General features: G+C 60.7%; 24 protein-coding genes. 16 read left to right on the top strand and 8 right to left on the bottom strand.

What is annotated here, in order from left to right; genetic code table 11:
* Positions 1–157: 157 nt before the first annotated feature.
* From FPT15_RS30085 to FPT15_RS17925, 6 genes are all read right to left on the bottom strand, one after another.
* A complete protein-coding gene (locus FPT15_RS30085; RefSeq protein WP_256676490.1) occupies positions 158–505 on the bottom strand; it encodes a type III secretion protein in 348 nt (115 codons plus the stop codon).
* A gap of 99 nt (positions 506–604) precedes the next feature.
* A complete protein-coding gene (locus FPT15_RS17945; RefSeq protein ID WP_145163324.1) occupies positions 605–1513 on the bottom strand; it encodes a hypothetical protein in 909 nt (302 codons plus the stop codon).
* Positions 1514–1706: 193 nt separating this feature from the next.
* Complete coding sequence (locus tag FPT15_RS17940) at positions 1707–4112, bottom strand: TonB-dependent receptor (RefSeq protein ID WP_145163322.1); 2406 nt, start codon at positions 4110–4112, stop codon at positions 1707–1709.
* Between the two features lie 97 nt (positions 4113–4209).
* Positions 4210–5163 (bottom strand): FecR family protein, encoded by a 954-nt coding sequence (locus FPT15_RS17935; protein ID WP_145163320.1) that lies wholly within the window; start codon positions 5161–5163, stop codon positions 4210–4212.
* 23 nt (positions 5164–5186) lie between these two features.
* A complete protein-coding gene (locus tag FPT15_RS17930) occupies positions 5187–5687 on the bottom strand; it encodes a sigma-70 family RNA polymerase sigma factor (protein ID WP_145163659.1) in 501 nt (166 codons plus the stop codon).
* Positions 5688–5827: 140 nt separating this feature from the next.
* The gene (locus tag FPT15_RS17925; RefSeq protein WP_178119713.1) at positions 5828–7543 is read right to left on the bottom strand and encodes an ATP-dependent endonuclease; all 1716 of its coding nucleotides are present in this window, start codon (positions 7541–7543) and stop codon (positions 5828–5830) included.
* 143 nt (positions 7544–7686) lie between these two features.
* Between FPT15_RS17925 and FPT15_RS17920 the strand changes: the two genes are divergently transcribed.
* The 8 genes from FPT15_RS17920 to FPT15_RS17885 all read left to right on the top strand — a co-directional run bounded on the left by FPT15_RS17920 (position 7687) and on the right by FPT15_RS17885 (position 14013).
* A complete protein-coding gene (locus tag FPT15_RS17920) occupies positions 7687–8487 on the top strand; it encodes a glucose 1-dehydrogenase (protein ID WP_145163315.1) in 801 nt (266 codons plus the stop codon).
* Positions 8480–10306 carry a glycoside hydrolase family 15 protein gene (locus FPT15_RS17915; protein ID WP_145163313.1) on the top strand — a complete coding sequence of 609 codons (1827 nt, stop codon included), beginning with the start codon at positions 8480–8482 and terminating at the stop codon, positions 10304–10306. The genes FPT15_RS17920 and FPT15_RS17915 overlap by 8 nt, the downstream gene beginning before the upstream one ends.
* 242 nt (positions 10307–10548) lie before the next feature.
* Positions 10549–11028 (top strand): cysteine hydrolase family protein, encoded by a 480-nt coding sequence (locus tag FPT15_RS17910; RefSeq protein ID WP_145163311.1) that lies wholly within the window; start codon positions 10549–10551, stop codon positions 11026–11028.
* Complete coding sequence (locus tag FPT15_RS17905; protein ID WP_145163309.1) at positions 11025–11573, top strand: GNAT family N-acetyltransferase; 549 nt, start codon at positions 11025–11027, stop codon at positions 11571–11573. Before FPT15_RS17910 ends, FPT15_RS17905 begins: the two co-directional genes overlap by 4 nt.
* 55 nt (positions 11574–11628) lie before the next feature.
* Positions 11629–12018, top strand: coding sequence for a hypothetical protein (locus tag FPT15_RS17900; protein ID WP_145163307.1), 390 nt, complete (start codon positions 11629–11631; stop codon positions 12016–12018).
* Between the two features lie 13 nt (positions 12019–12031).
* The gene (locus FPT15_RS17895; RefSeq protein WP_145163306.1) at positions 12032–12664 is read left to right on the top strand and encodes a BRCT domain-containing protein; all 633 of its coding nucleotides are present in this window, start codon (positions 12032–12034) and stop codon (positions 12662–12664) included.
* Positions 12661–13065 carry a VOC family protein gene (locus FPT15_RS17890; protein WP_145163304.1) on the top strand — a complete coding sequence of 135 codons (405 nt, stop codon included), beginning with the start codon at positions 12661–12663 and terminating at the stop codon, positions 13063–13065. Before FPT15_RS17895 ends, FPT15_RS17890 begins: the two co-directional genes overlap by 4 nt.
* Before the next feature lie 42 nt (positions 13066–13107).
* Entirely contained in the window at positions 13108–14013 is a 906-nt protein-coding gene (locus FPT15_RS17885) for an alpha/beta fold hydrolase (RefSeq protein ID WP_145163302.1), read from the top strand.
* 140 nt (positions 14014–14153) lie between these two features.
* Here FPT15_RS17885 and FPT15_RS17880 read toward each other — a convergent pair whose 3' ends face one another.
* On the bottom strand, positions 14154–15122 hold the full coding sequence (locus FPT15_RS17880) for a GlxA family transcriptional regulator (RefSeq protein WP_145163300.1): 969 nt from the start codon (positions 15120–15122) through the stop codon (positions 14154–14156).
* Positions 15123–15211: 89 nt separating this feature from the next.
* On the opposite strand from FPT15_RS17880, the gene inhA reads away from it, so the two are divergent.
* Positions 15212–15892: an isonitrile hydratase gene (inhA, locus tag FPT15_RS17875; RefSeq protein ID WP_145163298.1), complete on the top strand. Its 681-nt coding sequence runs from the start codon at positions 15212–15214 to the stop codon at positions 15890–15892.
* Positions 15893–15901: 9 nt separating this feature from the next.
* On the opposite strand, the gene FPT15_RS17870 is transcribed toward inhA, so the two are convergent.
* Positions 15902–16531: a LysE family translocator gene (locus tag FPT15_RS17870; protein WP_145163296.1), complete on the bottom strand. Its 630-nt coding sequence runs from the start codon at positions 16529–16531 to the stop codon at positions 15902–15904.
* 171 nt (positions 16532–16702) lie between these two features.
* Between FPT15_RS17870 and FPT15_RS17865 the strand changes: the two genes are divergently transcribed.
* The 7 genes from FPT15_RS17865 to FPT15_RS17835 all read left to right on the top strand — a co-directional run bounded on the left by FPT15_RS17865 (position 16703) and on the right by FPT15_RS17835 (position 25795).
* On the top strand, positions 16703–17218 hold the full coding sequence (locus FPT15_RS17865; RefSeq protein WP_145163294.1) for a sigma-70 family RNA polymerase sigma factor: 516 nt from the start codon (positions 16703–16705) through the stop codon (positions 17216–17218).
* Entirely contained in the window at positions 17205–18155 is a 951-nt protein-coding gene (locus FPT15_RS17860) for a FecR domain-containing protein (RefSeq protein WP_145163292.1), read from the top strand. The genes FPT15_RS17865 and FPT15_RS17860 overlap by 14 nt, the downstream gene beginning before the upstream one ends.
* A 105-nt stretch (positions 18156–18260) precedes the next feature.
* A complete protein-coding gene (locus FPT15_RS17855; protein WP_145163290.1) occupies positions 18261–20747 on the top strand; it encodes a TonB-dependent receptor in 2487 nt (828 codons plus the stop codon).
* Between the two features lie 429 nt (positions 20748–21176).
* Entirely contained in the window at positions 21177–22616 is a 1440-nt protein-coding gene (locus FPT15_RS17850) for an undecaprenyl-phosphate glucose phosphotransferase (protein ID WP_145163288.1), read from the top strand.
* Positions 22616–24076: a mannose-1-phosphate guanylyltransferase/mannose-6-phosphate isomerase gene (locus FPT15_RS17845; RefSeq protein WP_145163286.1), complete on the top strand. Its 1461-nt coding sequence runs from the start codon at positions 22616–22618 to the stop codon at positions 24074–24076. The genes FPT15_RS17850 and FPT15_RS17845 overlap by 1 nt, the downstream gene beginning before the upstream one ends.
* A 1-nt stretch (position 24077) precedes the next feature.
* Positions 24078–24989, top strand: a complete 912-nt coding sequence (locus FPT15_RS17840; RefSeq protein WP_145163284.1) for a glycosyltransferase family 2 protein — start codon at positions 24078–24080, stop codon at positions 24987–24989.
* 29 nt (positions 24990–25018) lie between these two features.
* Positions 25019–25795 carry a polysaccharide biosynthesis/export family protein gene (locus FPT15_RS17835; RefSeq protein ID WP_145163281.1) on the top strand — a complete coding sequence of 259 codons (777 nt, stop codon included), beginning with the start codon at positions 25019–25021 and terminating at the stop codon, positions 25793–25795.
* Positions 25796–25799 lie beyond the last annotated feature (4 nt).

Genomic DNA, 25799 nt, shown 5'->3' with positions numbered 1-25799 from the left:
GCTGATCTGCGCTTGCCTGAAATTCAACACCGAGGTGTTCCGGATCAGTGGGTTAATTGCGTAGGAGCAAGCAACCGATGTGTGGCGAGTTGCGCACGATAGTTCCGGGCAGCGGCTGAATACCAATAACAGCATGTAAAAACCCTGAGGCGTTGGGTCAACCCGACGTTCTCCCGCGCCAGACAGTTTTCAGGCCATTGATCAACACAGCCCAGGCGCCCGACCATTTGCTTTCGTTGCGGCTCGCCTCCCCAGGCGCAAGCATGCCGCGGGCGAAATCATCGGCGACCGGTGCCCGGAACTTGCACTGCCCCGCGAACGCTTTCATGCGCTGCACTTCTGCCGCGTACCCGTTCGGCGGGGCCGCAGGCAGAACGTCATTCGGCAGCTCTTGCCCTGCCACTGATGTTGAGCGCTCAACGTCGGCGCCCTTGGCGAAGGTGTCGAGGCCACCCCTTGGGCAGGGTTGAAACGAAGTTGAAGTCATATCCAGGCCCTGATTCATGTTCTGAAAAGACCACCGAGTGCGCCAAGCCGTTGGGCCCATTCAACGCAGCAAGCGCCACGAAGCGTTCGCCGCGCCGATTGCATCGCGCGTACTCAATCAGCGGGACAGTGCGACCAGAATTTCAAACACGTTGATCCGGCCATCCGCGTCTGCGTCCATTTTCTTCAGCGAATCGCCGCGGCCGGTAAACGCTTTACTCAGCTGGATTAAATGGTCGATCGAAGGGATGCCCGTCATGGGGGTTTTGCCCAGTGTCTGAAGGTCTTTGATGTTGATTTCGTGCCCAACGTAATCTTTCAATTGATTGAAATGGTTGAGCATTTCCTGGGCTATTTGTTTGTCATCCTTGTATTTGAAGGGGTTGTCGTCACGAATGAGTTTAGCCAGGGTGTGCAGGTCGGTTCGACTGCCAAGGGCGTCGATCATGCCGGTACGCCGCAATACCTCTCTGGCTGTGCGAATGTTTTCATTCACTTTGGGATCACTGCCCAGCTGTTTTGCCGCCATGTCTTTAAGGGTGCGAGCACTCAGGGTTTTGGAGTGACTTGATCCGGTGAACGCAGCGAAGTTGTTCAGCAGCAACTGCGCCAGTTGGTCATTACTTTTATGGGCGTAGACGAGGTCTGGTTTACCCGACCCAACCGGCACAGGCGTTGGCGGTACGCCGTTGTGATGAGCATGCGTGTCGGGGCGCTGACGACCAAACCAATGGCCCATTGCATGTTGAAACTGCTGCATGAAACCCTGTTGCGAGGCCGAGTGAGTCATCGCCGGCGCCCAATGATGATGATCAGTGTGACCCTGGGCTGCTTGCTGATGAGCGCCAAACACCGGCCCGGAAACATTGACCGACAGGTTATAACTGACGTTCCCGGCACCGTGGCTGTCGTAGGACGGCGCAACAGAAAACGAGCGGTTGGCCCTGGCTTCGGGCTTGGAATCAGCCAGCGCCGTGTCAGTGGTTGATGAAACAGAAACAGACGTATCGAGAGCCGATACCGACATAAGTGCCTCCAGTGCAAGGGGATCGATTACCAACCTGCCACTCCGGCGTGACGTCGAAGTCGTTCAGGTTTCCCCCTGTGTGGCGCCTCTGTCGGAATAGGTTCCTGACCCGGCAGCAGGTCGCTTAACTGCCTGTAGGAAAGCCGAAAAAAATCGCAGCCCCAGGGCTGCGATTTCTCGTGTCAACGGCAGGTCAGAACCCGACGCTTGCCTGTACGAAGAAGGTACGTGGTTCGCCAAGGTACAACCCGGCGTTGTTGTCGCTCGAGCGCGTGTAATGTTGTTGGTCGAAAACGTTTTTCACGCCCACGCCCAGTTTCAGGTTCGACAGTTGCGCACCAAAGTCATAGCCGCTGCGCACGTTGACCGACACATAACCAGGAATATCGCCGTACTGGCCATCGGCAGTGCCCTGGGTGATGTAAGTGGTGCCAGTGCCCGGCGCTCGTTGCCCGGACTGGGCATAGACGTCCAGGTTATGGGTCCAGTGATTGATGTCGTAACGCAGGCCCGCCGTTGCCACTTCACGCGAATACAGCGGCAAGTCGCGGCCCTTGAACGGTACATCGCCTTCAGAGGTGGCCTTGGTGTAGGTGAAACCGGCGCTGGCGGTGAGGCCGTCCAGGCGCGGGTCGAGGTTCGACAGGTCGTAGTGGGCCGATGTTTCGATGCCCTGGTGCTTGGTGGCGCCCAGGTTGGTCCAGCCCACGTCGTTGCTGACGTATTGCAACTCGTCCGAGAAGTCGATGTAGAACAACGTCACTTCGCCGCCCCACACGCTGTCGTTGTAGCGCGTGCCGACCTCGTAGGTCTTGGCTTTTTCCGGGTTCAGGCCATCGGCCGTCTGGTTGACCCGGCCGCCCTGCCCGATCTGCGCATACTGCAGGCTGCCGAACGAGGTTTCGTAGTTGGCGAACAGCTTCCAGGCATCAGAGATGTGGTACATCACGCTCAACGCCGGCAAGGGCTCGTTGCTCTCAATCTTGCGATTTTTCTCCACGGTGCGCACGCCGTTCAGGGCGACCACCGGGCGATCATGCCAGCGGGTTTCGATGTTTTCGAAGCGGATACCCGGGGTGACGGTCCATTTGCCGATATCGATTTTGTTATCGAGATAGAACGCGTTGGCGACGGTGCCGCCGGTGCGATCCTGGTAAACATGTCCATCGTTTTGGCCACCCGGCGTCGGCACATTGTCGACCAGGTTCAGGCTGCTGGCTTGCTCATGCATGCCTTCTTTGAGGTAGCGGTAGCCGAGACTGACTTCCTGAGTGCTGGGGCCCACGTCGAACACATGCGACACACGCGGCTCGATGCCGAAGGTGTAGTAGGTGCGCGGGTAGGAGCCGATGGTTTTCAGGTCACGGTTGGCGATGTTGCTGCCACGGAAGCTGTCGGTGTAGTAGGTCAGCACTTCGGCCTGGGTACGGTCATCGATCTGCCGGATGTACTTGAACGACACGTCCTTGCGGCGGCCGCTGAAGTTGTCGTAGTCGCGCACCGACTGGTACGGATTGGCGTCGAATTGCTTCTGGGTCAAGCCGCCGGGCATGTCGGCGCTGGCGTCGTAGTAGTGGAAATTAAGCGAGAAATCGTCTTGATCGGTCGGCGCCCAGTGAGTCTTGAGGATCACGTCGTCGATGTCATTGGCGTTGTTGCTGTCGCGGTAACCGTTGCCGTTGACGCCGGTATAGAGCAACGCGACGCCAATCCCGTTGTCGGCGGTGCCACCCACAAAGGCGTTGTCGACGTGTTTCCAGCCACCGTGTTCAGCCGTCTGCAAAGTGGTGCCGACTTCCCCGGAGAACGTCTCGGGAATGGCACGGGTCACGAAGTTGATCACACCGCCGACGTTCTGCGGTCCATAACGCACGGAACCGGCGCCGCGCACCACGTCGATGCTGTCCAGGTTGCCGGCGGAAATCGGCGCCATCGACAGTTGAGGCTGGCCATACGGGGCGAACGCCGCCGGTACGCCGTCGATCAACACGGTGGAGCGTGGCGACAGGCGCGATGTGAGGCCACGAACACCGACGTTCAGGGAAATATCACTGCCACCGGTGCCGTTGGATTCCTGCACCTGCACGCCAGGGATGCGGCGCAGCACGTCACCGACGTTCATTGCGCCCTGCTCAACCATGGCTTCACGGCGCACCACCGTGCGCGCGCCAGGGTGGTTCTGCACGACGGCGGCGTTCGCATCGCCCAACCAGTCGCCAACCACCTTGATGTCAGTGACGCCCAGCTCCAACGGCGAGCCCGCTTCACCGGTGCCGGTGCTTCGCGGGCGCAGGGTCACAGAGCCGGCGTCGATCTGGTACTCCAGGCCGCTGCCTTGCAGCAACTGGCGCAGGGCTTGTTCGGGCGAGAGGTTACCGTCCACCGCAGGCGCTTGCTTGCCGGCGACCATGTCCGGGTTGAAAAACACTTGCAGGGAAGTCTGCTGGCCCAACTGGCTCAACGCTGCGCCCAAAGGCTGGGCGCGGATGTGGATGCCGTCGCCAGCATAGGCCGCAGGCAGCGCGGCACTGACGGCGAGCGCCAGCGCCAGGGGCGCCCAGCGGGAAATTTTATTGTTGTAGACGGTCAGTTTTTTCACGTCGAACCCAGTCCTGTGATCGCAAGAGTGTGCGGCTGTTAATGCAAACCAGTTGCAGTTGCAGGAGAAGACGAAGAACTCGGAAAAAACCTGAATCTCAGCGGGAAATAATTTCCTGGCTGCCATCGGGCAAGCTGCGCAGGGCGACCGGCAGTATGTGCGGCAAGGCTTTGAGCAAGGCGTCGGTGTCGCGGGCGTTGAACACACTGGTCAAGCGCAGGTTGCTCACCGCCGCCGTGCTGACCCGCAAGGGCTGTTCACGATAGCGCGATACTTCACGGGCCACTTCGCCGAGGGTGGCGTTGTTGAACACCAGTTTTCCGCTGCGCCAGGCGGTCAGTTCATCGGCATTCACCGCGTAAGCCGCTGCGACCTGCCCCTGGGAATCGACATGCGTGCCGCGGCCTGCCGTGAGCGTGACCCTCTGATCCGTCGAGCGCCCCTGTACCTTGACGGTGCCGGCCTCGACCACCACGCGGGTCTGGTCGTCGTCACGGCGCACATCGAACCGTGTGCCGGTGACCGTCACCTGTCCTGCACCGGCGACCACGATGAACGGGCGACGGGTGTCATGCTCGACGCTGAACATCGCTTCGCCTTGCTTGATCTCCACACCGCGCCGGCCCTTTTCGTAGTGCACCGCGACCACGCTGCGGCTGTTCAGGTCCATGACCGAGCCGTCCGGCAAGGCCACTTGGCGATGCTCACCCACGCGCGTACTGAATTGCGCACTGTAGGGTGTGGGCTGATCCAGCCCGCTGAACAGCCCGAGGCCCAGGGCAATAGCCACCACACTGGCGGCGACGGCGTAACGCACAACGGCGCGGCGCCGGGGCCGCTCGACCGGCGCCTCACACAACGCCTGCAAACACGCCTTGGGCAGCAGGTCCGCGGCGCTCCACATCCCTTGCAGCACATCGAATTCGTACTGGTGCTCGGGACGCTCGTTGCGCCAGGCGTCGAAGCGCTGGCGTTCTGCGCAGCTCAAGTCGGCCTCTTGCAGGCGTACAAACCATTGCGCGGCTTCGTCGCGAGCGCGGCTATCCATCATGGAAGGTCCTGTGTCAAAGCGGGTCATGGGGCCATCGCATCCAGGCGGTCACGCAGATGCCGCAAGGTGCGGATCATATACTTTTCCACCATGTTTTTAGACAGGCCCAGGCGCACGGCGATTTCCTGTTGGGTCAAGCCCTCGATTTTCTGCCAGATAAATACTTTGCGACAGTTGAGCGGCAACTCGGCCAGGGCCCGCTCGATGGAGTCCGCCAACTGGATCGCGTGCATGAAATGCTCCGGATCGCCGCTGTGCGGCGAACGCTGGTCAAAAGCTTCCAGCGCCAGCGCCTCACGCCGGTCTTCGCGGCGATAGGCATCAACGGCGATGTTGCGCGCGGTTTGATGCAAATAGGCGCGCGGTTGCTCAACCTCGCTGGAACGCGACTCTAGCACCCGCACGAACGTGTCGTGGGCCAGGTCCTCGGCCTGCTGACGGTTTCTCAGGCGGCGTGTCCAGGTTCCGATCAACTCTTCGTAGTGCTCGAAAAAGCCTGTTCTGCGGGGCGGCTGAGGAGTCATCGAGTGAGCACTGGGGAGGCGGGGCATGAATAGTAATGCTTCCTATTAAGCGGAGCAATTGCTTCGCGTCGCCGAGATTGTGATTCCCCGGATGCGGCGTCGCTCCACCGCACACCCCTTACTTGCAACGCCTAATCAGGCTACACCATGCCTGAGTTCCAACGTTTGATGAACTGACACAGCAGCTCAACTTGCACTCGCAAATCGAGAGGGCTGTAGTCAGGTATATGATCAGCAACGTAGGCAGATGCTACCTTGACCTTGTTGGCTGTTTTGCTCTTTTGCGCATGCTGCTTTTTGTAGAGCAAACGGTTTGCCCAAATACTGGTTCCCCCTGTTCGTGCCGCCGACGGATGGACTGCTTTGATTATTTTTTCCAGTCGCAGGGGATCTAGATAGTTTTCCACCTCACGTCCCTTCGTCACCCATACATGCCGGTTTGGGTGGTGACTGAACGCATTAACAATGCGTTGCTTTGTGACGTTGATCGCTTTATCGACGCCGCTCTTATCACTGTCGAGCAAGATCGCTGAATGTCGGTTCAATCTAATCAGGCTAATAAGATCCTCAAGGTTGTCATCCCCTTCCTCGCCATCATCATCTGCGGTCAGATGGCTCAGCAAACGGCCACCGTAAAACATGATTGAATAATGAATACCTTCACGCAGAGAGGGCGCCAGCCCGCTGATCCAATGGTTTAAATAGGTACGATCAGAAGGCCCTTCAACCCAGATTACGCAATTGGCCTGCAAGATATCGGAAGCCATATACCCCATCCGGTCAAGAATTTCGCTTAGGTCTGGCTTGCAATCGATGTAGGTACCGTGGCTCTGGAAAATCTTCAATTTTTCCGTAGCGGCAACATTGATCAATGCTGCGGAATGCGTGCTGATAAATAGTTGTTGTGTTCGCTCACTGGCAATCTGGATCAGCGTCTCCATCAAGTAACGCATCAGGGTTGGATGCAGATGGGTTTCCGGTTCTTCGATCAGACACACTGCGCCTTCCGGACACGTCCTCAGCCAGCTTGCAATCCAGGCGAACGTCTTCCAGCCGGATGGTAGCCAGTGGCCCTGCAACTCGTTAGACATTCGATGATCATCATCCAGCCAAACGCCGATGATCCCGGGCTCGCTCAGATGAAACGAAACATCGTTGAGCAGCGTCTGCCCCCTCTCCTCCGCCCTAGGAAACACCGCCAAACCGAGAAGATGGTGGCGGATGCTATTCAACGCCTCAACGAATGCCTTATCGAACGCCTCTTCAGGTTGGGCACTAGCGCGATAGCAGATGCACGAGCAACTGAAAAAGCGTGGGAACGGGCTGAACGGTGCATTTTTATAAAGCTGACCCGACACATTCACCTTTCGACGCGCCAACCTTCTTTGATCCGAGGAGTATTGCCATCCACCGTCATGAACCTGAGGCGGTGGCAAGAGCAATTGTATGCAACTTGCGTAACGCAATGCTTCTTCGGGATGTTCCGCCGCACCAGAGGAAAAGAGATAACCCCAGCGCTCGCCATTACTGAACTTGACACCGTAGGCGGGATTACTCTGCCTGGGAGGATTTTCCCGGGGGAGCGAAGCCAAGATCTCTGGGAACCGCAGGCCTCTCAGCATGTCGAGGATTGTCGATTTACCGGCCCCATTCTCGCCAAGCAACACGTTTACCTGCCCCGTTTCCAATGGGCTCGTTTCGAACAACATGTCGAAATGCGCCTGCGCTGAAAGGTCTTGAGGGACGCTCTGCTGGGGAGAATTGAGGGTACGAATGCCAGAAAACCAAATATGCGAAATATGCATGAGCCCAAAACACGCTGATTGATGTTCCTGCGTATCGGCGGCATTCCCCACTTCCTGAACCTGTACCTGACGACATCTCCAACGATAACGCCTGAGCAGGATAAGCAGCCATCGTCGCATTTGAGACAACCGGTGAACTTCCGCCCCGCGCCGCCAGTCAGCTGCAAAGACTCTCTTAAAACGGTGGGTGGGCTATGCAGATCTCGTTGCAGCAACAAGTGGCCCTGGTCACCGGCGCCAGTTCCGGCATTGGTGCAGGCGCCGCCAAGGCATTGGCCGAGGCCGGTGCGGCCGTGGTGCTCAATTACAACTCGCAGGCGGCGCCGGCCGAAGCCCTTGCCGCGCAGATCAACGCCAACGGCGGCCAGGCGATTGCCATCGGTGGCGATGTGTCCAAGGAAGCCGACGTAGAACGTTTATTCACCCAGACCCTCGATGCCTTCGGCCACCTGGACATTCTGGTGGCCAACTCCGGCCTGCAAAAAGACGCCAACCTGGTCGACATGACCCTCGACGATTGGAACACCGTGATCGGCGTCAACCTGACCGGCCAGTTCCTGTGTGCCCGCGCCGCCGTGCGGATTTTCAATCGCCAGGGCGTGCGCGAAGGCGTGTCGCGTGCCGCCGGCAAAATCATCCACATGAGTTCGGTGCACCAGATCATTCCCTGGGCCGGGCATGTGAATTACGCCGCCTCCAAGGGCGGCGTGGAGATGCTGATGCGCACCCTGGCCCAGGAAGTCAGCGAACAACGCATCCGCATCAATGGCATTGCGCCGGGCGCCATTCGTACGGCGATCAACCGCGCAGCCACCGAGGGTGCGGCAGAAAAAGAGCTGTTGAAGTTGATTCCCTATGGCCGCGTCGGCGACGTCGAAGACGTGGCCAACGCGGTGGTGTGGCTGGCCAGCGACGCGTCCGACTACGTGGTCGGCAGCACCCTGTTCATTGACGGTGGCATGAGCCTTTATCCGGAGTTTCGTGGCAATGGTTGATTTCAAGAACGAACCCCAAAGCGCCATCGATGCCCACGGCATTATTGGCGACATGCGCAGCGCGGCCTTGGTGAATGACCGTGGCAGCATCGACTTTTTCTGCTGGCCGGAATTCGACAGCCCGTCGATCTTCTGTTCGCTGCTCGACACGCCTGAGGCGGGTGTTTTTCAACTTTCACCCGAACTGAAAAACGCACGGCGTGAGCAAATCTACCTGCCCGATACCAACGTGCTGCAAACCCGCTGGCTGAGCGACGAAGCCGTGGTGGAAATCACCGACCTGCTGGTCATCAGTGAAGAAATCGACGACCTGCCACTGCTGATTCGGCGCGTGCGCGTGGTCAGCGGCAGCGCAAACATCCAGCTGCGCTGCGCCGTGCGCCATGACTATGCGCGCACGCCAACCCAGGCCAGCCTCGCCGACGGTATCGTGTCTTTTACCGCCGACGGCCTGCCTGGCCTGCGGCTGGCGGGCAGCCAAGCGATGCAGATCGAAGACGATGCCGCCGTGGCCAGCTTCACCCTGGGCCAGGAAGAAGGCGCTGAGTTCGTGCTCGGCGGCCAGGATGACCCCCGCGTCAACAACGGCTGCACCGACCTGGCGCTGGCGCACACCTTGAAATTCTGGCGCGGCTGGATCGCGCAGTCGAATTACCGTGGGCGCTGGCGCGAAATGGTCAACCGCTCGGCACTCGCCTTGAAGCTGCTGACCTCGCGCAAACACGGCGCAATCATCGCCGCCGCGACATTTGGCCTGCCGGAAACCCCCGGCGGCGAACGCAACTGGGACTACCGCTACACGTGGATCCGCGACGCCTCGTTTACTGTCTACGCCTTCATGCGTCTGGGCTTCATCGAAGAGGCCAATGCCTACATGCGCTGGCTGAAAGGCCGCGTCAGTGACTGCTGCGGTCAGGCGACCAAAATCAATATTCTTTACGGTATCGATGGGCGCCAGGAACTGCCGGAAGCCACGCTTGATCACTTCAGCGGCCACGGCGGCGCCAAACCCGTGCGCATCGGCAATGAAGCGTTTGACCAGGTCCAGCTGGATATCTACGGCGAGCTGATGGATGCGGTGTATCTGGTCAACAAATACGGCGAAGCGATTTCCCATGAAGGCTGGAAACACACCGTGGAAGTGGCCGATCAGGTGTGCGAAATCTGGAACCAGCAAGACGTGGGCATCTGGGAAATGCGCGGTGAGCAGCATCACTTCCTGCATTCGCGCCTGATGTGCTGGGTGGCGCTGGACCGTGCAATCCGGTTGGCCTCCAAGCGCTCACTGCCCGCCCCGTTTGCGCGCTGGGACCAGACACGCCAGGCGATTTACGCGGATATCTGGAGCAACTTCTGGAATGAAGAGCGCGGGCACTTCGTGCAGCACATCGGCAGTACTGCGCTGGATGGTTCGATGCTGCTGATGCCGCTGGTGCGCTTCGTCGCGGCGACCGACCCACGCTGGCTGTCGACGCTCGAAGCAATCCAGAAAAGCCTGGTGCGTGACGGCATGGTCTACCGCTACCGCAACGACGACAGCCAGATCGACGGGTTGCAAGGCACCGAAGGCGCATTCGCCGCGTGTTCGTTCTGGTACGTCGAATGCCTGGCGCGCGCCGGGCAAGTGGAGAAGGCCCACCTGGAATTCGAACAACTGCTGCGCTACGCCAACCCGTTGGGCTTGTACGCCGAAGAGTTCGACAGCCAGGCGCATCACCTGGGCAATACGCCGCAGGCGTTGAGCCATTTGGCGCTGATCAGCGCGGCGACCTTCCTGGACCGCAAGCTCAGCGGGGAAAAGACCACCTGGCAACCGTGAGCAGGCTTGACGCGCAGCAGAGGCCTATCTACCTGACACTGAGGGCCACCTGTGCGAACGGGTTTGTCGAGAAGCGGGAGTGTCAGTGACTGCATGCAGAGGCTGACACATCGCATTCGCGAGCAAGCCCGCTCCCACAGGTGATCGGGTTCAGCCTCCAGCTGTTGATTTTGATCTGAGGCGCCTCGCTGAACCCCACAGCGTGCACAATGGGCATCCCCCGAGCTGCGTTCAGGAACCCCATGCGCCAGGTATTGTTGATCATCGACGTGCAACCTTCTTTCAATCCACCCGCGTGGCTGGTCGATGGCATCAACGCCCTGCTCGGGCGCCTACCCTCGGTGGCCACTGTGGAGCGCCACGACGAAAGCATTACCCCCTTTGTCCGCCAACTGGGCTGGCAACCCGCGCCGGATGACGACAGCCTGATCGCAGCCGAGCGCATCTTCATCAAACACGGCTATGCGCCGACACCCGAAACCCTGGACTACCTGAAAAGCCTGGCGCCGGAGCGCGTGCTGGTGTGTGGCCTTCAAACCGATACGTGCGTGCTGGCGGCCGGGTTCGCGTTATTTGACGCCGGCTTGCAGCCGACACTGATCAGCGACTTGACCGTGGGCTCGTCGCTGGACCGGTCGGGAACACTGGGCGTGGATTTGTGGCGGCACCATTTTGGATGCGTAATTGATCGGGCTCAGGTGATGGCGACGACCGCCTCATGAGCCCATTCCCGACGCTTGCCACCCAGCGCCTGCGCCTGCGCGAACTGCGCGCAACCGACGCCCCCGCCCTGTTCGCCATCCACCGCGACACCATCAACATGCGCTGGTTTGGTGCCGACCCGATGACCGACCTCGCCCAGGCCTACGCGCTGATCGACACCTTCGCCCAGTGGCGCACCCAGCCCAACCCCGGCACACGCTGGGGGATTGAACGGGACGGCGAACTGATCGGCAGTTGCGGCCTGTTCAAATGGAATCGCGCCTGGCACAGCTGCGCCCTGTCCTGTGAACTGGCGCCCGCCGCCCGTGGCCAGGGCTTGATGAGCGAAGCGTTGCGGGCGATGCTCGATTGGGGCATCGCGCACATGCACTTGCATCGGGTTGAAGCCTTGGTGCATCCGCAAAACACCGCGTCACTGGCGTTGTTGGAACGCCTGGGCTTCATCGCCGAAGGAACGTTGCGAGAAGCCGGGTTCTGGAATGACCAGCGGCATGATCTGATGGTGTTGGGGTTATTGATGCAGAAGTGGCTAGAGAAGAAATAAAAGATATATAAAGGTACAGCCGCCCTTCATCACGCCTGATATTCAAGGAAGGAATATGACACCACGTATACGCCGAGACGCCGGTACATCGCTGCGACCAACCCTGAGCTGGAGTGAGACGTGGGAAAGCGACGATAAGGGTTTGATCAAATGCTGGGAGACGGGTCGTGAGCTGGCAACAAAGCGATCTGATCTTGCGCAAGCTGCTCTCAACGATGAGTTGCCCCCACTCGGCTGGAAAGGTGGTGTCAGTCGAAGCCTAAAAAAGCTCGAAAAGTTTGGCTCGCTCAACTACCTGGCGCAATGGCAGGGCCTACGAGGTGAAAACCTGGATATTGATCCGGAGCATGAGGTCCTTAAAACCTGTTCGCGCACTAACATGACAGTTACGTTCACGCCCGACAAAACGAAGTACATCAACCAGACAACGGAAGCTGAAGAATAGGGAGCAAGGACGCATGGTCGATCTTCATCAGGAATTCGAGCGAAGCCTCTACTTTCACAAGGCTCGTATTGATAGACGCTCTGCTGACGCATTGGTTGGCATCACTGCCGGCTTGACCGCAGATGGAAAAATCAACCAACAGGAGGCCGAGTTTCTCAAGTCGTGGATCGAAACCCACTTGATACATCTGGAAGACCCGGTCATTAACATACTGTATCAACGCCTCTCCCACATGCTGAGCGATGGCGTACTGGATGAGGACGAGTCGATTGAGCTGTTGGAGATCCTGCATCAGTTCTCCGGCGTTCCCGTTGGTGCACCTCAGCATGCTAAAGGCGTTAGTACTCTTCCTTTAAACGACCCAGTCCCTGAACTCGATTGGCTAGACAGGGTTTTCTTATTCACTGGGATCATGGCTTACGGCCCTCGGAAAGACTGCGAGTCGCTCGTAGTCGAACGCGGAGGCGTGATCGGTAACTCCGTGAGTAAAAAGATACATTTTTTGGTGGTGGGCAGCATTGGCAACGAGCAGTGGCTCCACAGCTCCTACGGGGCGAAGATCAAGAAAGCCGTGGAATTGCGAAATAGTGGTGTCCCCATTGCGATCATCAGCGAAACTCACTGGCAACAGGTGCTATTCGGTTGAACCCCATCGTCTCCATCCTCATTCATGTCCCCGACTGGCGCACCGCAACCCTGTGGTACGCCGCGGCCTTTCCTTCTCCCACGCGGATTCATCATCAGCCGGATGATTTTGGTCATCTGGAGATGGACGGTGTGTCCATTGAAATCGTCAACGCCGACGACAAGGTTGCCTGTGGCGCCGCAGGCTCGGTGGTGTATTGGCGCGTGGACGATCTGCCTTCGACGGTGCGCCGGCTGGAGGCATTGGGCGCGACGCTGTATCGCGGGCCTTTGGCGATTGAGGGTGGGCAGTGGATGGCTCAGGTGCGCGACCCGTGGGGCACTTGCATCGGGTTGCGCCAGGTCGGGCTGGACAAGTCAGACGACTGCCTTGATTTACACCCCGTACCGTCACGGGTTTGAGCTAGAGTGGCCGCTACTTTGGCCAGTCGATAAGTGCCCCTCATGACTACGCTCGCCCCGCTGCTATATGTCCGTACGCCGATGCTGGAAATCGCCTGCGAAGCCCACGGCCCCGAAGACGGCGAACCGGTGATCCTGCTGCATGGTTTCCCCTACGACCCGCGTGGCTACGATGAGATCGCGCCGGCCCTGGCCGAACGCGGTTGCCGGGTGTTGGTGCCTTACCTGCGCGGTTATGGCCCGACGCGGTTTATCAATGCGCAGGTGATGCGCTCCGGCCAACAGGCGGCGTTGGCCAAGGACCTGCTGGATTTCATAGATGCCCTTGGCATCGCGCAGGCCACGCTCGCCGGTTACGACTGGGGCGGACGCGCCGCGTGTATCGTCGCCGCTCTATGGCCGCACCGAGTGCGCGGGTTGGTGACCGGGGATGGCTACAACATCCAGGACATTGCCAAGTCGCTTGAACCGCGCGCGCCGGAAACGGAGCATCGGTTGTGGTACCAGTTTTACTTTCACACCCAGCGTGGCGTGGACGGTCTGAGCGCCAATCGCCGTGAGTTCTGCGAGTTGTTGTGGCGGCTGTGGTCGCCGACCTGGGCTGAGGGGCCGGGGCTGTATGGCCGCACCGCACCGTCGTTTGACAACCCGGACTTTGTCGACGTGGTGATTCATTCCTATCGCCACCGTTTCACCTACGCGCCGGGCGACCCGGCGCTGGAGGCGATCGAGCAGGCACTGGCCGCGCAGCCGCCGATTTCGGTGCCGACGATTTCGCTGTGCGGCGCTGATGACGGCGTAGGCCCGGCCCCGGCGGTGGATGACGACGAGGAACATTTCAGCGGTTTTTATCGACGCGAAGTCTTGTCCGGTGTGGGCCACAACATTCCTCAGGAAGCGCCACAGGCCACCCTCAGGGCAATCTGTGAATTGCTGGATCGGGCTTGAACGTTACCGGGCAGCTCTGATCCTGAAACTGAACACGCTGCCCTGCCCCTCCACGCTTTCTGCCCAGATCGTGCCGCTGCTTCGATGATGCCGTGGAAAATGTACAGGCTCAGCCCGCTGCAAAATGTGTACGTTTTTGTTCAAGTCGGTGCGCAGAAGCGCTCACGGTAAGCCTGGGGCGTGACTTCCAGTGCCCGCAGGAAACTGCGCCGCAGGGTTTCCTCGCAGCCAAAACCGCACTGCACCGCGATACGTTTGATCGACGCCGTGCTGTCGGCCAACTGCCGACGCGCGGTTTCTACGCGGATCAACTCGACTGCGCGCGCCGGGGTCTGGCCGGTTTCGGCGCGGTAGTGCCGCACGAAACTGCGCTCGCTCATTCCGGCCTGGGCGGCCAAAGTGGGAATATTCAGATCGAGGGTGAGGTTTTCGGCCATCCAGGCGTGCAAGTCGGCAAAGCGGCTGTCGCCCTTTTGCAGGGACAACGCCACGCTGTATTGCGCTTGCCCACCGGGGCGTTTAAGAAACACCACCAAGTGCCGCGCCGCTTCCAGGGCCACGGCGCGGCCCAGATCTTCTTCCACCAGGGCCAGGCACAGGTCGATGCCAGCCGTCACGCCGGCGGACGTCCACACTGAGCCTTGCTGGATGAAAATCGGATTGGCCTCTACGGTCAGCGACGGAAATTTGCGCGCCAGTTCCTCGCAGCGTGTCCAGTGGGTGGCCACGCGGCAACCATCGAGCAAACCGCTGGCGGCGAGCAGGAAAGCTCCGGTGCACACCGAGGTCATGCGTCGGGTGTGCCGGGCTTTTTGCGTGACCCAATCGACCAATGCGGCATCTTCGGCGGCGCCATACACGCCCCAGCCGCCGGCGATCACCAGCGTGTCGCACGGCGCGTCGGCCGCAGGCAGCGGCTCGGCCACCAAGGCCAGGCCCGCAGAGGTCATCACCGGTTCCGCCTGGGCGGCAATCACCGACACCGCATAAGGCAACGGCTGGCCGCGCTGGCGCGCCAGGTCATTGGTGGTGGCGAACACCTGTAATGGCCCGGTCACGTCGAGCACCTGGGCGTTATTGAAGGCGAGTACGTGAATGGTCCGGGTCATGTTGGCGTAATCTGTGGGCTCAATGGCGTATGCGCCAAAGCCTAGGCCTCTAGAGTGAGGCCGTCTACCCCTTTATCGGAGCTTCATCGATGACCTTGCAGATTGGCTTTGTGTTGTTCCCCGGTATCCAGCAATTGGACCTCACCGGCCCCTACGACGTGCTGGGCTCGCTGCCGGATGTGCAACTGCATCTGGTGTGGAAAGACCTGGCGCCGGTCACCTCCAGCACCGGCATGGTGTTTACGCCGACCATGACGTACGCCGACTGCCCGCGCCTGGACGTGATTTGCGTGCCCGGCGGTGCCGGCGTCGGCGCCTTGATGGAAGACCCGCAAACCCTGGATTTTCTCAAGGCCCAGGCACAGACCGCACGCTACGTGACCTCGGTGTGCACCGGTTCGCTGGTACTCGGCGCGGCGGGTTTGCTGCGCGGCCGCAGGGCCACCACGCACTGGGCCTATCACGACCTGCTCGCCCCACTCGGCGCCATTGCGGTGCAAGCGCGCGTGGTGCGTGACGGCAACCTGCTGACCGGTGGCGGGATTACGGCAGGAATCGACTTTGCCCTGACCCTGGCCGCCGAACTCTACAGCGAGGCCGCGGCGCAACTGGTGCAGTTGCAGATCGAATACGCGCCCGCCCCGCCGTTCGATTCGGGCAGCCCGCAGACCGCGCCCGCGCACGTACTGGAAGAAGCCAGGAAGCGTACGGCCGAATCGCGTCGCGTGCGCGGCGAGGTCGTGGCCCGGGCGGCAGCACGGTTAGGTTGAGGCGCCCTGTCAAGCTGGCCGAGACATCAGCGCCAGCCGCGCGGCCAGCAGCATGAGCACCGTCGCCAGGCCCCATTTCTGGAGCCTGGCGCTCTGTGCGCGGCCGGCAAAAAAGCGCCTGAGCGCGCCGCCAAAAATCCCCAGCAACGCATGAAACACACCGGCAATCAGGGTCAGAACGCCGCCCAGCATCAGCAGTTGCAGCGTGATGGAACCGGCCTGCGGCCTGACGAACTGAGGCAAAAACACCATGAAAAACAACAGTGCCTTGGGGTTGAGCAGGCTGTTGAGCATGGCCTGCGCAAACACACGCCCCAGGCGCACGCGCTTCACCTGGGCAGCGTCCAGGCTCGGGCTTTTCTGCAGGGTCTTGACCACCAGCCACAGCAGGTAAATGACGCCGGCATAACGAATCACATCAAACGACGGCGGCCAACTGGCGACCAGTGCCGTGACACCGGTGGCGGTCAACGCGGTCAGCAGCAGGTCCGCGACGCAAATCCCCAGGCTCGAGGCCACGCCACCGCGCCAGCCATAACTCACGCCATGGCTGATAACAAACGCCATGTTCGGCCCCGGCGATAGCAGCAGCAACACCACCGCCCCTGAAAACACCAACAAGGTTGAAAGATCGATCATGCTCAAGCCCTGCGCCGTAAAAGCCTGCAGGCTAATCGGCCAGCCTTGCGCGCACAAAAAATTGTGCTGGATACATTCTTTGCTCACGACGGCACCGGGCGATTGCTCGTGACCACAACCAGCGTCTAGAATGCGAAACATTATCAATTGAGACTGTTGTGCAGGATGCCCATGTCGAGCGACCCCCCTCTGGACCCTGCCACCCTCGGCCAGCTCTACCAGGCTCATCATTCGTGGCTGCGCGGCTGGTTAAGCCGGCGCACCGGCTGCCGTGAACACGCTGCCGACCTGGCGCAGGAAACCTTCATGCGCCTGCTCATCGCGCGCAAACAGCAAACCTTGCAGCAGCCGCGCGCTTACCTGAGCAGCATCGCGCGCAGTCTGATGATCGACCAATACCGGCGCCGCGAACTGGAACGCGCCTACCTTGAGAGCCTCGCGAACTTCCCGGAACTGCAAGTGCCGTCGGAGGAGACCCGGCTTTTGATCCTCGACAGCCTGGAGCGCATCGACCGCTTGCTCGACCAGCTCAAGCCACGCGTACGCGAAGCCTTTTTGCTGGCGCAACTGGATGGCCTGACGTGTGCGCAAATCGCCTTGCGCCTGGGCGTGTCCAAAGCCACCGTCGAGCGCGACCTGTCCAAAGCGCTGCACGCCTGCTACCGGTTGCGGTATGCCGAACGTTGACCCGCGCCTGCTCGACCAGGCTATCCAGTGGATGATAAAGCTGCGTTTCAACGTCGCCGATGACGCCAGCACCGCCGCGTTCGAGCAGTGGTTGCAGACCAGCGCCGAGCATCAGCGGGTGTGGCAACGCGTAGCGAGCATGCATGATGAATTTGCCCAGGTTCCCGCTCGCGTCGGCCACCATGCTCTGGATGGCGCGCGCCGACGCATCAGCCGCCGGGAAGGTTTGAAAGTGTTGGGGCTGATGGCTGGCGCCGCCGGGCTGGCCTGGCTCGGTCGCGACTACACACCTCTGCCCGCCTTGCTGGCCGACTACCGCACGGCCACCGGCGAACGGCGCTGGGTCACATTGAGCGATGGCAGCCAGGTGCAGCTCAACAGCGCCAGCGCGATCGACACCGCCTTCACTACCGAGCGGCGCCAGCTGCAGTTGCTTCAGGGCGAGATACGGGTCAATAGCAGTGCCGACAGCCGGCCGTTGTGGGTACAGACTCGCGATGGTTTTCTGCGCGCCCTCGACACGCGGTTTCTGCTGCGCGAAGCCTCTCAAGGTACCTTGCTCGATGTGCAGCACGGCGTCGTGGCGGTGTATGTCGACAAGCATTCATCCAACCCCCGACATATCGTCAAGCCAGGTGAACACATACTGTTCGACCGCCACGGCATTCGCCCATCGATTGCCAACGGCCTGGATCCCTGGGCCTGGAGCGAAGGTGTGATCAGCGCCCACAACATGCGCCTGGACGACTTCCTCGCCGAACTGAGCCGCTACCGCAACGGCCTGGTGCGTTGCAGCGAAGCGGTAGCCAGTCTGCGCGTGTCGGGCACGTACCAACTGGACGACACCGATCAGGTGTTGAGCCTGGTGGCGCAATCGTTGCCGGTGAGCATTCACTACCGCAGCCGCTACTGGGTCACTGTCACGCCTCGCGTGTAAGTGCTGAAAAATAAATGAGGTGAATGCTCATTGCCGCTCGACCTGTAAGGAAAGGCCGATCAACAGGCCGGTTCTGTCCACTTCCTTCAGGAGCATTCCGCGGTCATGCAAGCGTTTCCTTCCCAACGTTCTTCCCTCAAGCGCACGGTGCAGGCCGCCGTGCTCGGCGCCTGCCTCAGCGGAGGTGGCCTGCCCTCGGCCGTGATGGCCGACACACCTGCCGTCGATAATCAGGCGCGCGATTGGCACATCGCTCCAGGCGCCCTGGCCAACGCGCTGGACCAGTTCGCCCGCCAGGCCGGCATCAGCCTGTCGTACGACGCCACCAGCGTCGCCGGCAAGTCCAGCCAGGGCCTCACCGGCAACCTTGACCGCGAGCAAGCGTTGAACCAGCTGCTGCGCGGGCAACACCTGCAAGCTCAGCGCCAGGGTGCAAGCACCTGGCTGTTGCTGCCGCAAATGGCCGAATCCGGCGCGCTTAACCTGAGCGCCACCACCGTCACCGGCGCCCGCGCAGGGGCCACAACCGACGGCACCGGCGCCTACACCACCGGTGCGGTGACGATCGGCAAAGGCGAACACAGCCTGCGGGAAACCCCGCAATCGGTCAGCGTGATGACCCGTCAATTGATGGACGATCAGAACGTCACCACCATCGATGACGTCATGGAGCGCACACCGGGCATCACCACCTATGAGTCGCCCATGGGCGGCAAGTATTTCTACTCCCGGGGTTTCAAGATGCTCGGCCAGTACCAGTACGACGGCGTGCCTCTGGACATGGGCAAGGACTACGTACAGGCCGACAGCTTTACCGCCAACATGGCAATTTATGATCGAGTGGAAGTGCTCAAGGGTGCAGCCGGCATGCTCAAGGGCGCCGGCACCGCCAGCGGCGCGGTGAATTTTGTGCGCAAGCGGCCTCAAGCCAAACCCACCACCAGCCTGTCGCTGTCCGCCGGCACCTGGGACAACTACCGCGCCGACCTCGACACCGGCGGCGCACTGAATGACAGTGGCACCGTGCGCGGCCGCGCGGCCGTCAGCCAGCAAACGCGCGGGTCGTATATGGATATCGCCAAGCGCCAGGACCAGGCGGTCTACGCGGCACTGGATTTCGACCTCGACGCCGACACCACCCTGGGCGTCGGCGCCAGCTATGAAGACGTTGACGCCTCGCCCTGCTGGGGCGGCTTGCCGCGCTACAGCGACGGCAAAAGCGCCAAGCTCAGCCGCTCCACCTGCCTGGGCCAATCCTGGAACGACTGGCAAAGCCAGCGCGCCACGTTCTTCGCCGACCTCACCCACCACTTCAGCGATGACTGGAAACTCAACGTGGCGGCCGTGCACAGCCGCAATCTGCAAGACATCAAATACGCCGCCAGCGAAGGCACCATCGCCTATGGCAACCCGGCACCGACGGCCAACTCCTACGCGGCCTTGATGGATTACGACCACCGCGACTTCGGCCTTGACGCCTACCTGGACGGCAAGTTCGAAGCCTTCGGCCTCGAACACGAACTGATCATTGGCGCCAACGGCAGCCGGGGCACCCAGGATGATGTGTATGCAATCCAGAACCTGCCGACGCGCGTGAACATCTACCAGCCCGACCACCACCTGCCGGAACCCGCCAACGATACCTTCTGGCCCAACATGTACCGCGGCGGCACGGTCAAGGAAACCGCCACCCAATACGGCACCTACGCCACGTTGCGTCTACGCCTGGCCGAACCGTTGTTGTTTATCGTCGGCAGCCGCGTGAGCTGGTATGAGAACCGTCGCCAGTCCAACAACCTGGCCTGGGGCGAATGGGCCGTGCAGGATGCGCGCACCCGGGAAACCGGCGAAGTCACACCGTTTGCCGCACTGATTTATGACCTCGACGAACACCTCTCGGTGTACGCCAGCTACGCCGATATCTTCCAGCCACAAAGTTCCTACGCCACGGTCGACGGCGCGGCACTCAAGCCGCAGATCGGTGACAACTACGAGCTGGGGATCAAGGGCGAATGGTTCGAGGGGCGCCTCAACAGCTCCCTTGCGCTGTTTCGCGCCGTGCAGAAAAACACGGCTGAAACCGACTACCTCAGCGTCTGCCCGACGTCCTCCGACGGTTATTGCTACAGCGACACCGGCAAGACCCGCGCCCAGGGTATAGAAGCCGAAGTCAGTGGTGAATTGCTCGAGCGCCTGCAGGTGTTTGGCGGCTACACCTATACCCAGACCAAAACCCTGAAGAACATCGACAGCGCCGTGGAAGGTGGCGTGTCCAACAGCTACGTGCCCCGGCATATGCTGCGTATGTGGGGTGACTACCAACTGGATGGCGCGCTGTCGAAATGGAGCGTGGGCACCGGCGTCAACGCCCAGAGCAGCAACTACCGCGTGCAGGGCATCAAGCTCGAACAGGCCGGTTATGCGGTGTGGAGTGCGCGCCTGGCCTATCGCGTAGACGACACCTGGACCGTGGCGCTCAACGGTAACAATGTTTTCGACAAACACTATTATCAAACCGTGGGCACCGCCGCCTGGGGCAACTTTTACGGTGAACCGCGCAATTTTACCCTGAGTGTGAAAGGCAACTTCTAACCCCCGATGTCCCCGGTGGCAGGCATTAGGCGCCCTGCCACCGCGTCCTTGTCCCCTTTTCCTACCTCTATTCGAAAAAGGTTTGTGCATCTGGCAGGAAAATTCTCACATTTGTTCCTACACTCAAAATCACACCTCTTCACCGCGTGTTCGAACAAGGAAAGTCAATAAAATGCGACGAAAAATTCAGCTTAACCTGTCTGACACGCAACCTTTGCGCCACAGTCAACAAATTGACTGAGTAACAGAAAAGGAACACTCCTTAAGTCACTAGCCCCGCAAGTTTCCTTCATTTGGATGGCTTCACTTGGATGAAATAGTTGCGTTTTACCCAGAGTAGCCATCGTTCGACTTGCCCTCCTTCACGCAGCCTGCTGCCGATGGACCAAACAGCCGAACAGTAGGTCTGGAGTGCAATGAGGGATGTTTATGCGAGAAAAGTCTTCAGTCGATAGCCTGTTTCTGACCCGCGCTGGTTTTGTTGAATTTTTTGTCGTCTTCGTCAAGTTGATCCATGGCCTGACTGCCATCTTGCCGCCATTGGTGTTGGTGTTGTTCCTCGACCCACTGGCTCCCGAGCTGCGTTCCCACTTCCTTGGTCTGCTGCTGTTTTTTGCGATCATGACCATCATTCTGTTCCAGGCTCTGGGCATCTATTCCGAAGAGCTGTTCAGCAATCGCCTGCGCCTGCGGGCCAAGATAGTCGCCTGGTCAGCGGCGTTCTGCATCTTGCTGTTCATGTACCAGATCCTGCAGTTCTTCCCGCAATTGACGCCACGCAACCTGGTGGCGTGGTACTTCGCCAGCCTGGCGCTGTTCGGCATTGAACGCCTGGTGATGCTGCGCCTGTACCGCAACCTGATGCGCAAGGGCAAATACCTGCAGCGCACTGTGATCCTGGGCTTCACCGACACCGCCGTGCACGTCGCCGATCACCTGCAACGCAATGGCGATATCCGTTCCGGCCTGATCGGTTTTATCGACGACCGCACCGAGCGCATCCCCAAGGAATTGAGCAGCCTGCCCTTGCTGGGCAACACCCGCGACCTGGAAAAACTGATCCGCGCCGAGCAGGTCAACCAAGTGATGATCTGCCTGCCCTGGGCTGCCGAGCAGCGTATCCACGGCCTGGTCAATCGCCTGCGCCAGTTGTCGGTGAACGTCATGCTGGTGCCCGACATGGCCGCGCTGCGCTACGGCCACAGCCGCATCACGGACGTGGGCGGCATCCTGATGTTCAACACCTCGCAGCTGCCCTTGCGCGGTTGGTCGCCGGTGATCAAGCGCTGTGAAGATTTGCTGCTGGCGAGCATGGCCCTGGTGGCGCTGTCGCCGGTGATGCTGGCAACGGCGATTGCGATCAAGCTCGACTCCAAGGGGCCGGTGCTGTTTCGCCAGAACCGTTATGGCTACAACGACAACGAGATTCGCGTGTTCAAGTTCCGCTCGATGTTCACCGACCAGAGCGACTTCACCGCCGAGCAACAGACCACCCGCAAGGACCCGCGCATCACGCGGGTGGGCCGCATCATTCGCAAGACCAGCATCGACGAGCTGCCGCAGTTGTTCAACGTGCTGCTGGGCAACATGTCGATGGTGGGCCCGCGCCCGCATGCCACCGCGACCAAGGCTGCCGGCGTTCCGTTCGAAGTGGCGGTGAGCGAGTACAGTTCGCGGCATCGGGTCAAACCGGGCATCACCGGGTGGGCGCAGATCAACGGCTACCGGGGTGAAACCGACACCCTGTACAAGATCCAGAAACGTGTCGAGTACGACCTGGAGTACATCTCCAAGTGGTCGGTATGGTTTGACTTGTACATCGTCTTCATGACGGTCCCAGCCGTCCTCTCCACCAAGGAAGTCTATTGATGAATACCCTCAACGGATTAATTCCCTGCATTATTTCCGGTGGTTCGGGCACTCGGCTGTGGCCGGTGTCGCGCCAGAACATGCCCAAGCCTTTCATGCGCATGCGTGACGACCAGAGCCTGCTGCAAAAAACCTTTCAGCGCGCCGCCAAACTGCCCGGCGTGGAAAGCGTGCTCACGGTGACCAACCGCGACCTGCTGTTTCGCACCCTGGATGACTACCGCGTGGTCAACAAGGCCCACTTGCCTCTGGACCTGTTACTGGAGCCATTCGGGCGCAATACGGCGGCGGCCATTGCGGTGGCGGCGCTGCATGTGCAGGAACATTTCGGTGATCAGGCGCAACTGTTGGTGATGCCCGCCGACCATCTGATCCTCAATGAAGTCGCGTTTGCCGAAGCCGTCACCCAGGCCCGCGACCTGGCCGAAGCCGGTTATCTGGTGACCTTCGGCATCCAGCCCGACCACCCTGAAACCGGCTTTGGCTACATCGAAAAAGGCGACGCGCTGGGCGCCGGCAACCGGGTCAAACGCTTCGTCGAAAAACCCGACCAGGCCACCGCGCAAGCCTACCTCGACGGCGGCAAACACCTGTGGAACGCCGGCATGTTCTGCTTCAAGGCCAGCACCCTGGTGGAGGAACTCACCGCCCATGCCCCCGACGTGCTGACGGCCGCCAAAGCCGCACTGGACAATAGCCAGAGCCTGCAAAACAAAACCTCGCGCCAGCGCGAACTGGACTCGGACGCCTTCGGCAGCGCACCGGACATTTCCATCGACGTGGCGCTGATGGAAAAGTCCCAGAAAGTCGCCGTGGTGCCCTGCGACATCGGCTGGAGCGACATCGGTTCCTGGGAGGCGCTGCGCCAGCTCACGCCCAGCGACGCCCACGGCAACCAGGTCAATGGCGAAGCGATTTTGCATGACGTGCACAACTGCTACATCGACTCGCCCAAGCGCGTGCTCGGCGCCGTTGGCGTACACGACCTGATCATCGTCGACACTCCGGATGCGCTGCTGATCGCTGACGCCAACCGCAGCCAGGATGTGCGTTACATCGTCGCCGAACTCAAGCGCCAGAATCATCCGGCGTACAGCCTGCACCGCACGGTCACCCGGCCGTGGGGCACCTACACGGTGCTGGAGGAAAGCAGCCGCTTCAAGATCAAGCGCATCGTGGTCAAGCCCCAGGCGTCACTGTCGTTGCAGATGCACCACCACCGCAGCGAACACTGGGTGGTGGTCAGCGGCGCGGCGCAGATCACCAATGGTGAGCGCGAATTCCTGATCAACGCCAACGAGTCCACGTACATTCCGGCCGGGCACAAACACCGCCTGACCAACCCCGGCATCATCGACCTGGTGATGATTGAGGTGCAGAGCGGCGAGTACCTGGGCGAAGACGACATCGTGCGCTTTGACGACATCTACGGGCGTGCGCCCGCAGAAGTGAAAAAGTGACATGCGCACCTCGTTGATCATCCCGACCCGCAACGCGTCCAGTCACCTGGCGCGGCTGCTGCCTGCGCTGAATATGCAGACGCTGCAACCGGACGAAATGCTGGTGGTCGACAGCGCTTCCAGCGATGACACCGTGGCGCGCTTTCGCGAGTTCGGCGCCCGGGTCGAGGTGATCGACGCCCGCGATTTCAACCACGGCGGCACACGGCGCTGGGCCAGTGAACAGGTGAGCGGCGAGGCGCTGATCGTGATGACCCAGGACGCGATCCCCGCAGACCCCGAGACCTTCGCCAACCTGCTCGAAGAATTGCAGCAAGACCCGCTCAACGGCGTGGCCTACGGCCGCCAATTGCCGCACCCCGGCGCCGGTGTGCTGGGCGCGCAGTCGCGGCACTTCAACTACCCGCCACACAGCCGTAGCAAGCGCCTGGCCGATGCGCCGCAGTTGGGGATCAAGACCTGCTTCAGCTCCGACTCGTTTTGCGTGTACCGACGCAGCGCCCTGCAGGCGGTCGGCGGTTTTCCCGCCGATGTGATCGGCAGCGAAGACGCCTACGTCGCTGCGCGCATGCTGCTTGAAGGCTACACGGTGCGCTACGCCGCCACGGCGCGGGTGTTCCACTCCCACGATTACCGACTCATGGATGAGTTTCACCGCTACTTCGACATTGGCGTGTTCTACGGTCGCGAGCCGTGGATTCGCCAGGCGTTTGGCGATGCCGGCGGTGAAGGTAAACGCTATGTACTGGCTGAGCTCGCGGCATTGCGCGCAGCCGGTGCATTGCACCGCGTACCCGAAGTACTGGTGCGCAGCGCGTTCAAGTTGCTCGGCTATCGGCTGGGCCAACAGGAACGCCGGCTCCCCCTCGCCCTCAAGCGGCGCATCAGCATGTTCCCCGGTTATTGGAGGTGAGCAGCATGACTAACAGGAAGTCCGCCCTTATGAAAAAAACCGTGCTCCTCCTGGCCGTGATGGCCTTGGCCGCCTGCAATACGCCGGCACGCATTGTCCCGCCGGATGACAAGACCGTCGAGGACGGCAAACGCGCCCTCGACCAGTTGGCGCAGCTGCCGCCGGCCGTGGAACGCATCCGCATCGGCGATCAGCTGCGGATCGTGCGCGATGCCGGCGAGATGCCGACGCTGTCGGCGTTCAACGTCAGCACCATTTATGAGCTGACGCTGTACACGGTGCAGACCGACGGCAAGATCAACTACCCGTTCCTGGGGCCGATCCAGGTCGCCGGGCGTCAGCCATCGGAACTGGCCGCAGAGCTGAGCAACAAGCTCGCGCCGGTCTACCGCGAGCCGCGGGTGACGGTGAATATCAACCAGGCGCCGGGCAACTCGGTGATCGTCGGCGGCGCGGTGAATAACCCGACGGCGGTGCAACTCGGCACGGCCAACACCCTGGAGCAAGCGATTGTCGGCGCCGGCGGGGTGAACCCTTCGGGCAATGCCAGCATGGTCGCGCTGCTGCGCGAAGATGCCCAGGGCGCCTACCACGCCTACTTCCTGGATTTCAGCCAATACCTCAAACCCGGCCCGAACGGGCGTAAACCGGTGCACCTGCAACGCGGGGATGTGGTGTTCGTGCCCAAATCCAACGTCGGCGAGCGCATCCAAGGGGTGGATACCTACTTGAACCAACTGATCCCGTTCACCAAATCCATTGGGGTTGGTTACAACTACACCAAAACCAGCGGCGGCAATAACTGAAGGA

Origin of the sequence: Pseudomonas sp. RGB (assembly GCF_007713445.1) — a bacterium.
In the GTDB taxonomy this organism is placed as follows: Bacteria; Pseudomonadota; Gammaproteobacteria; order Pseudomonadales; family Pseudomonadaceae; genus Aquipseudomonas.
This window is presented reverse-complemented; position numbering and strand designations above follow the sequence as displayed.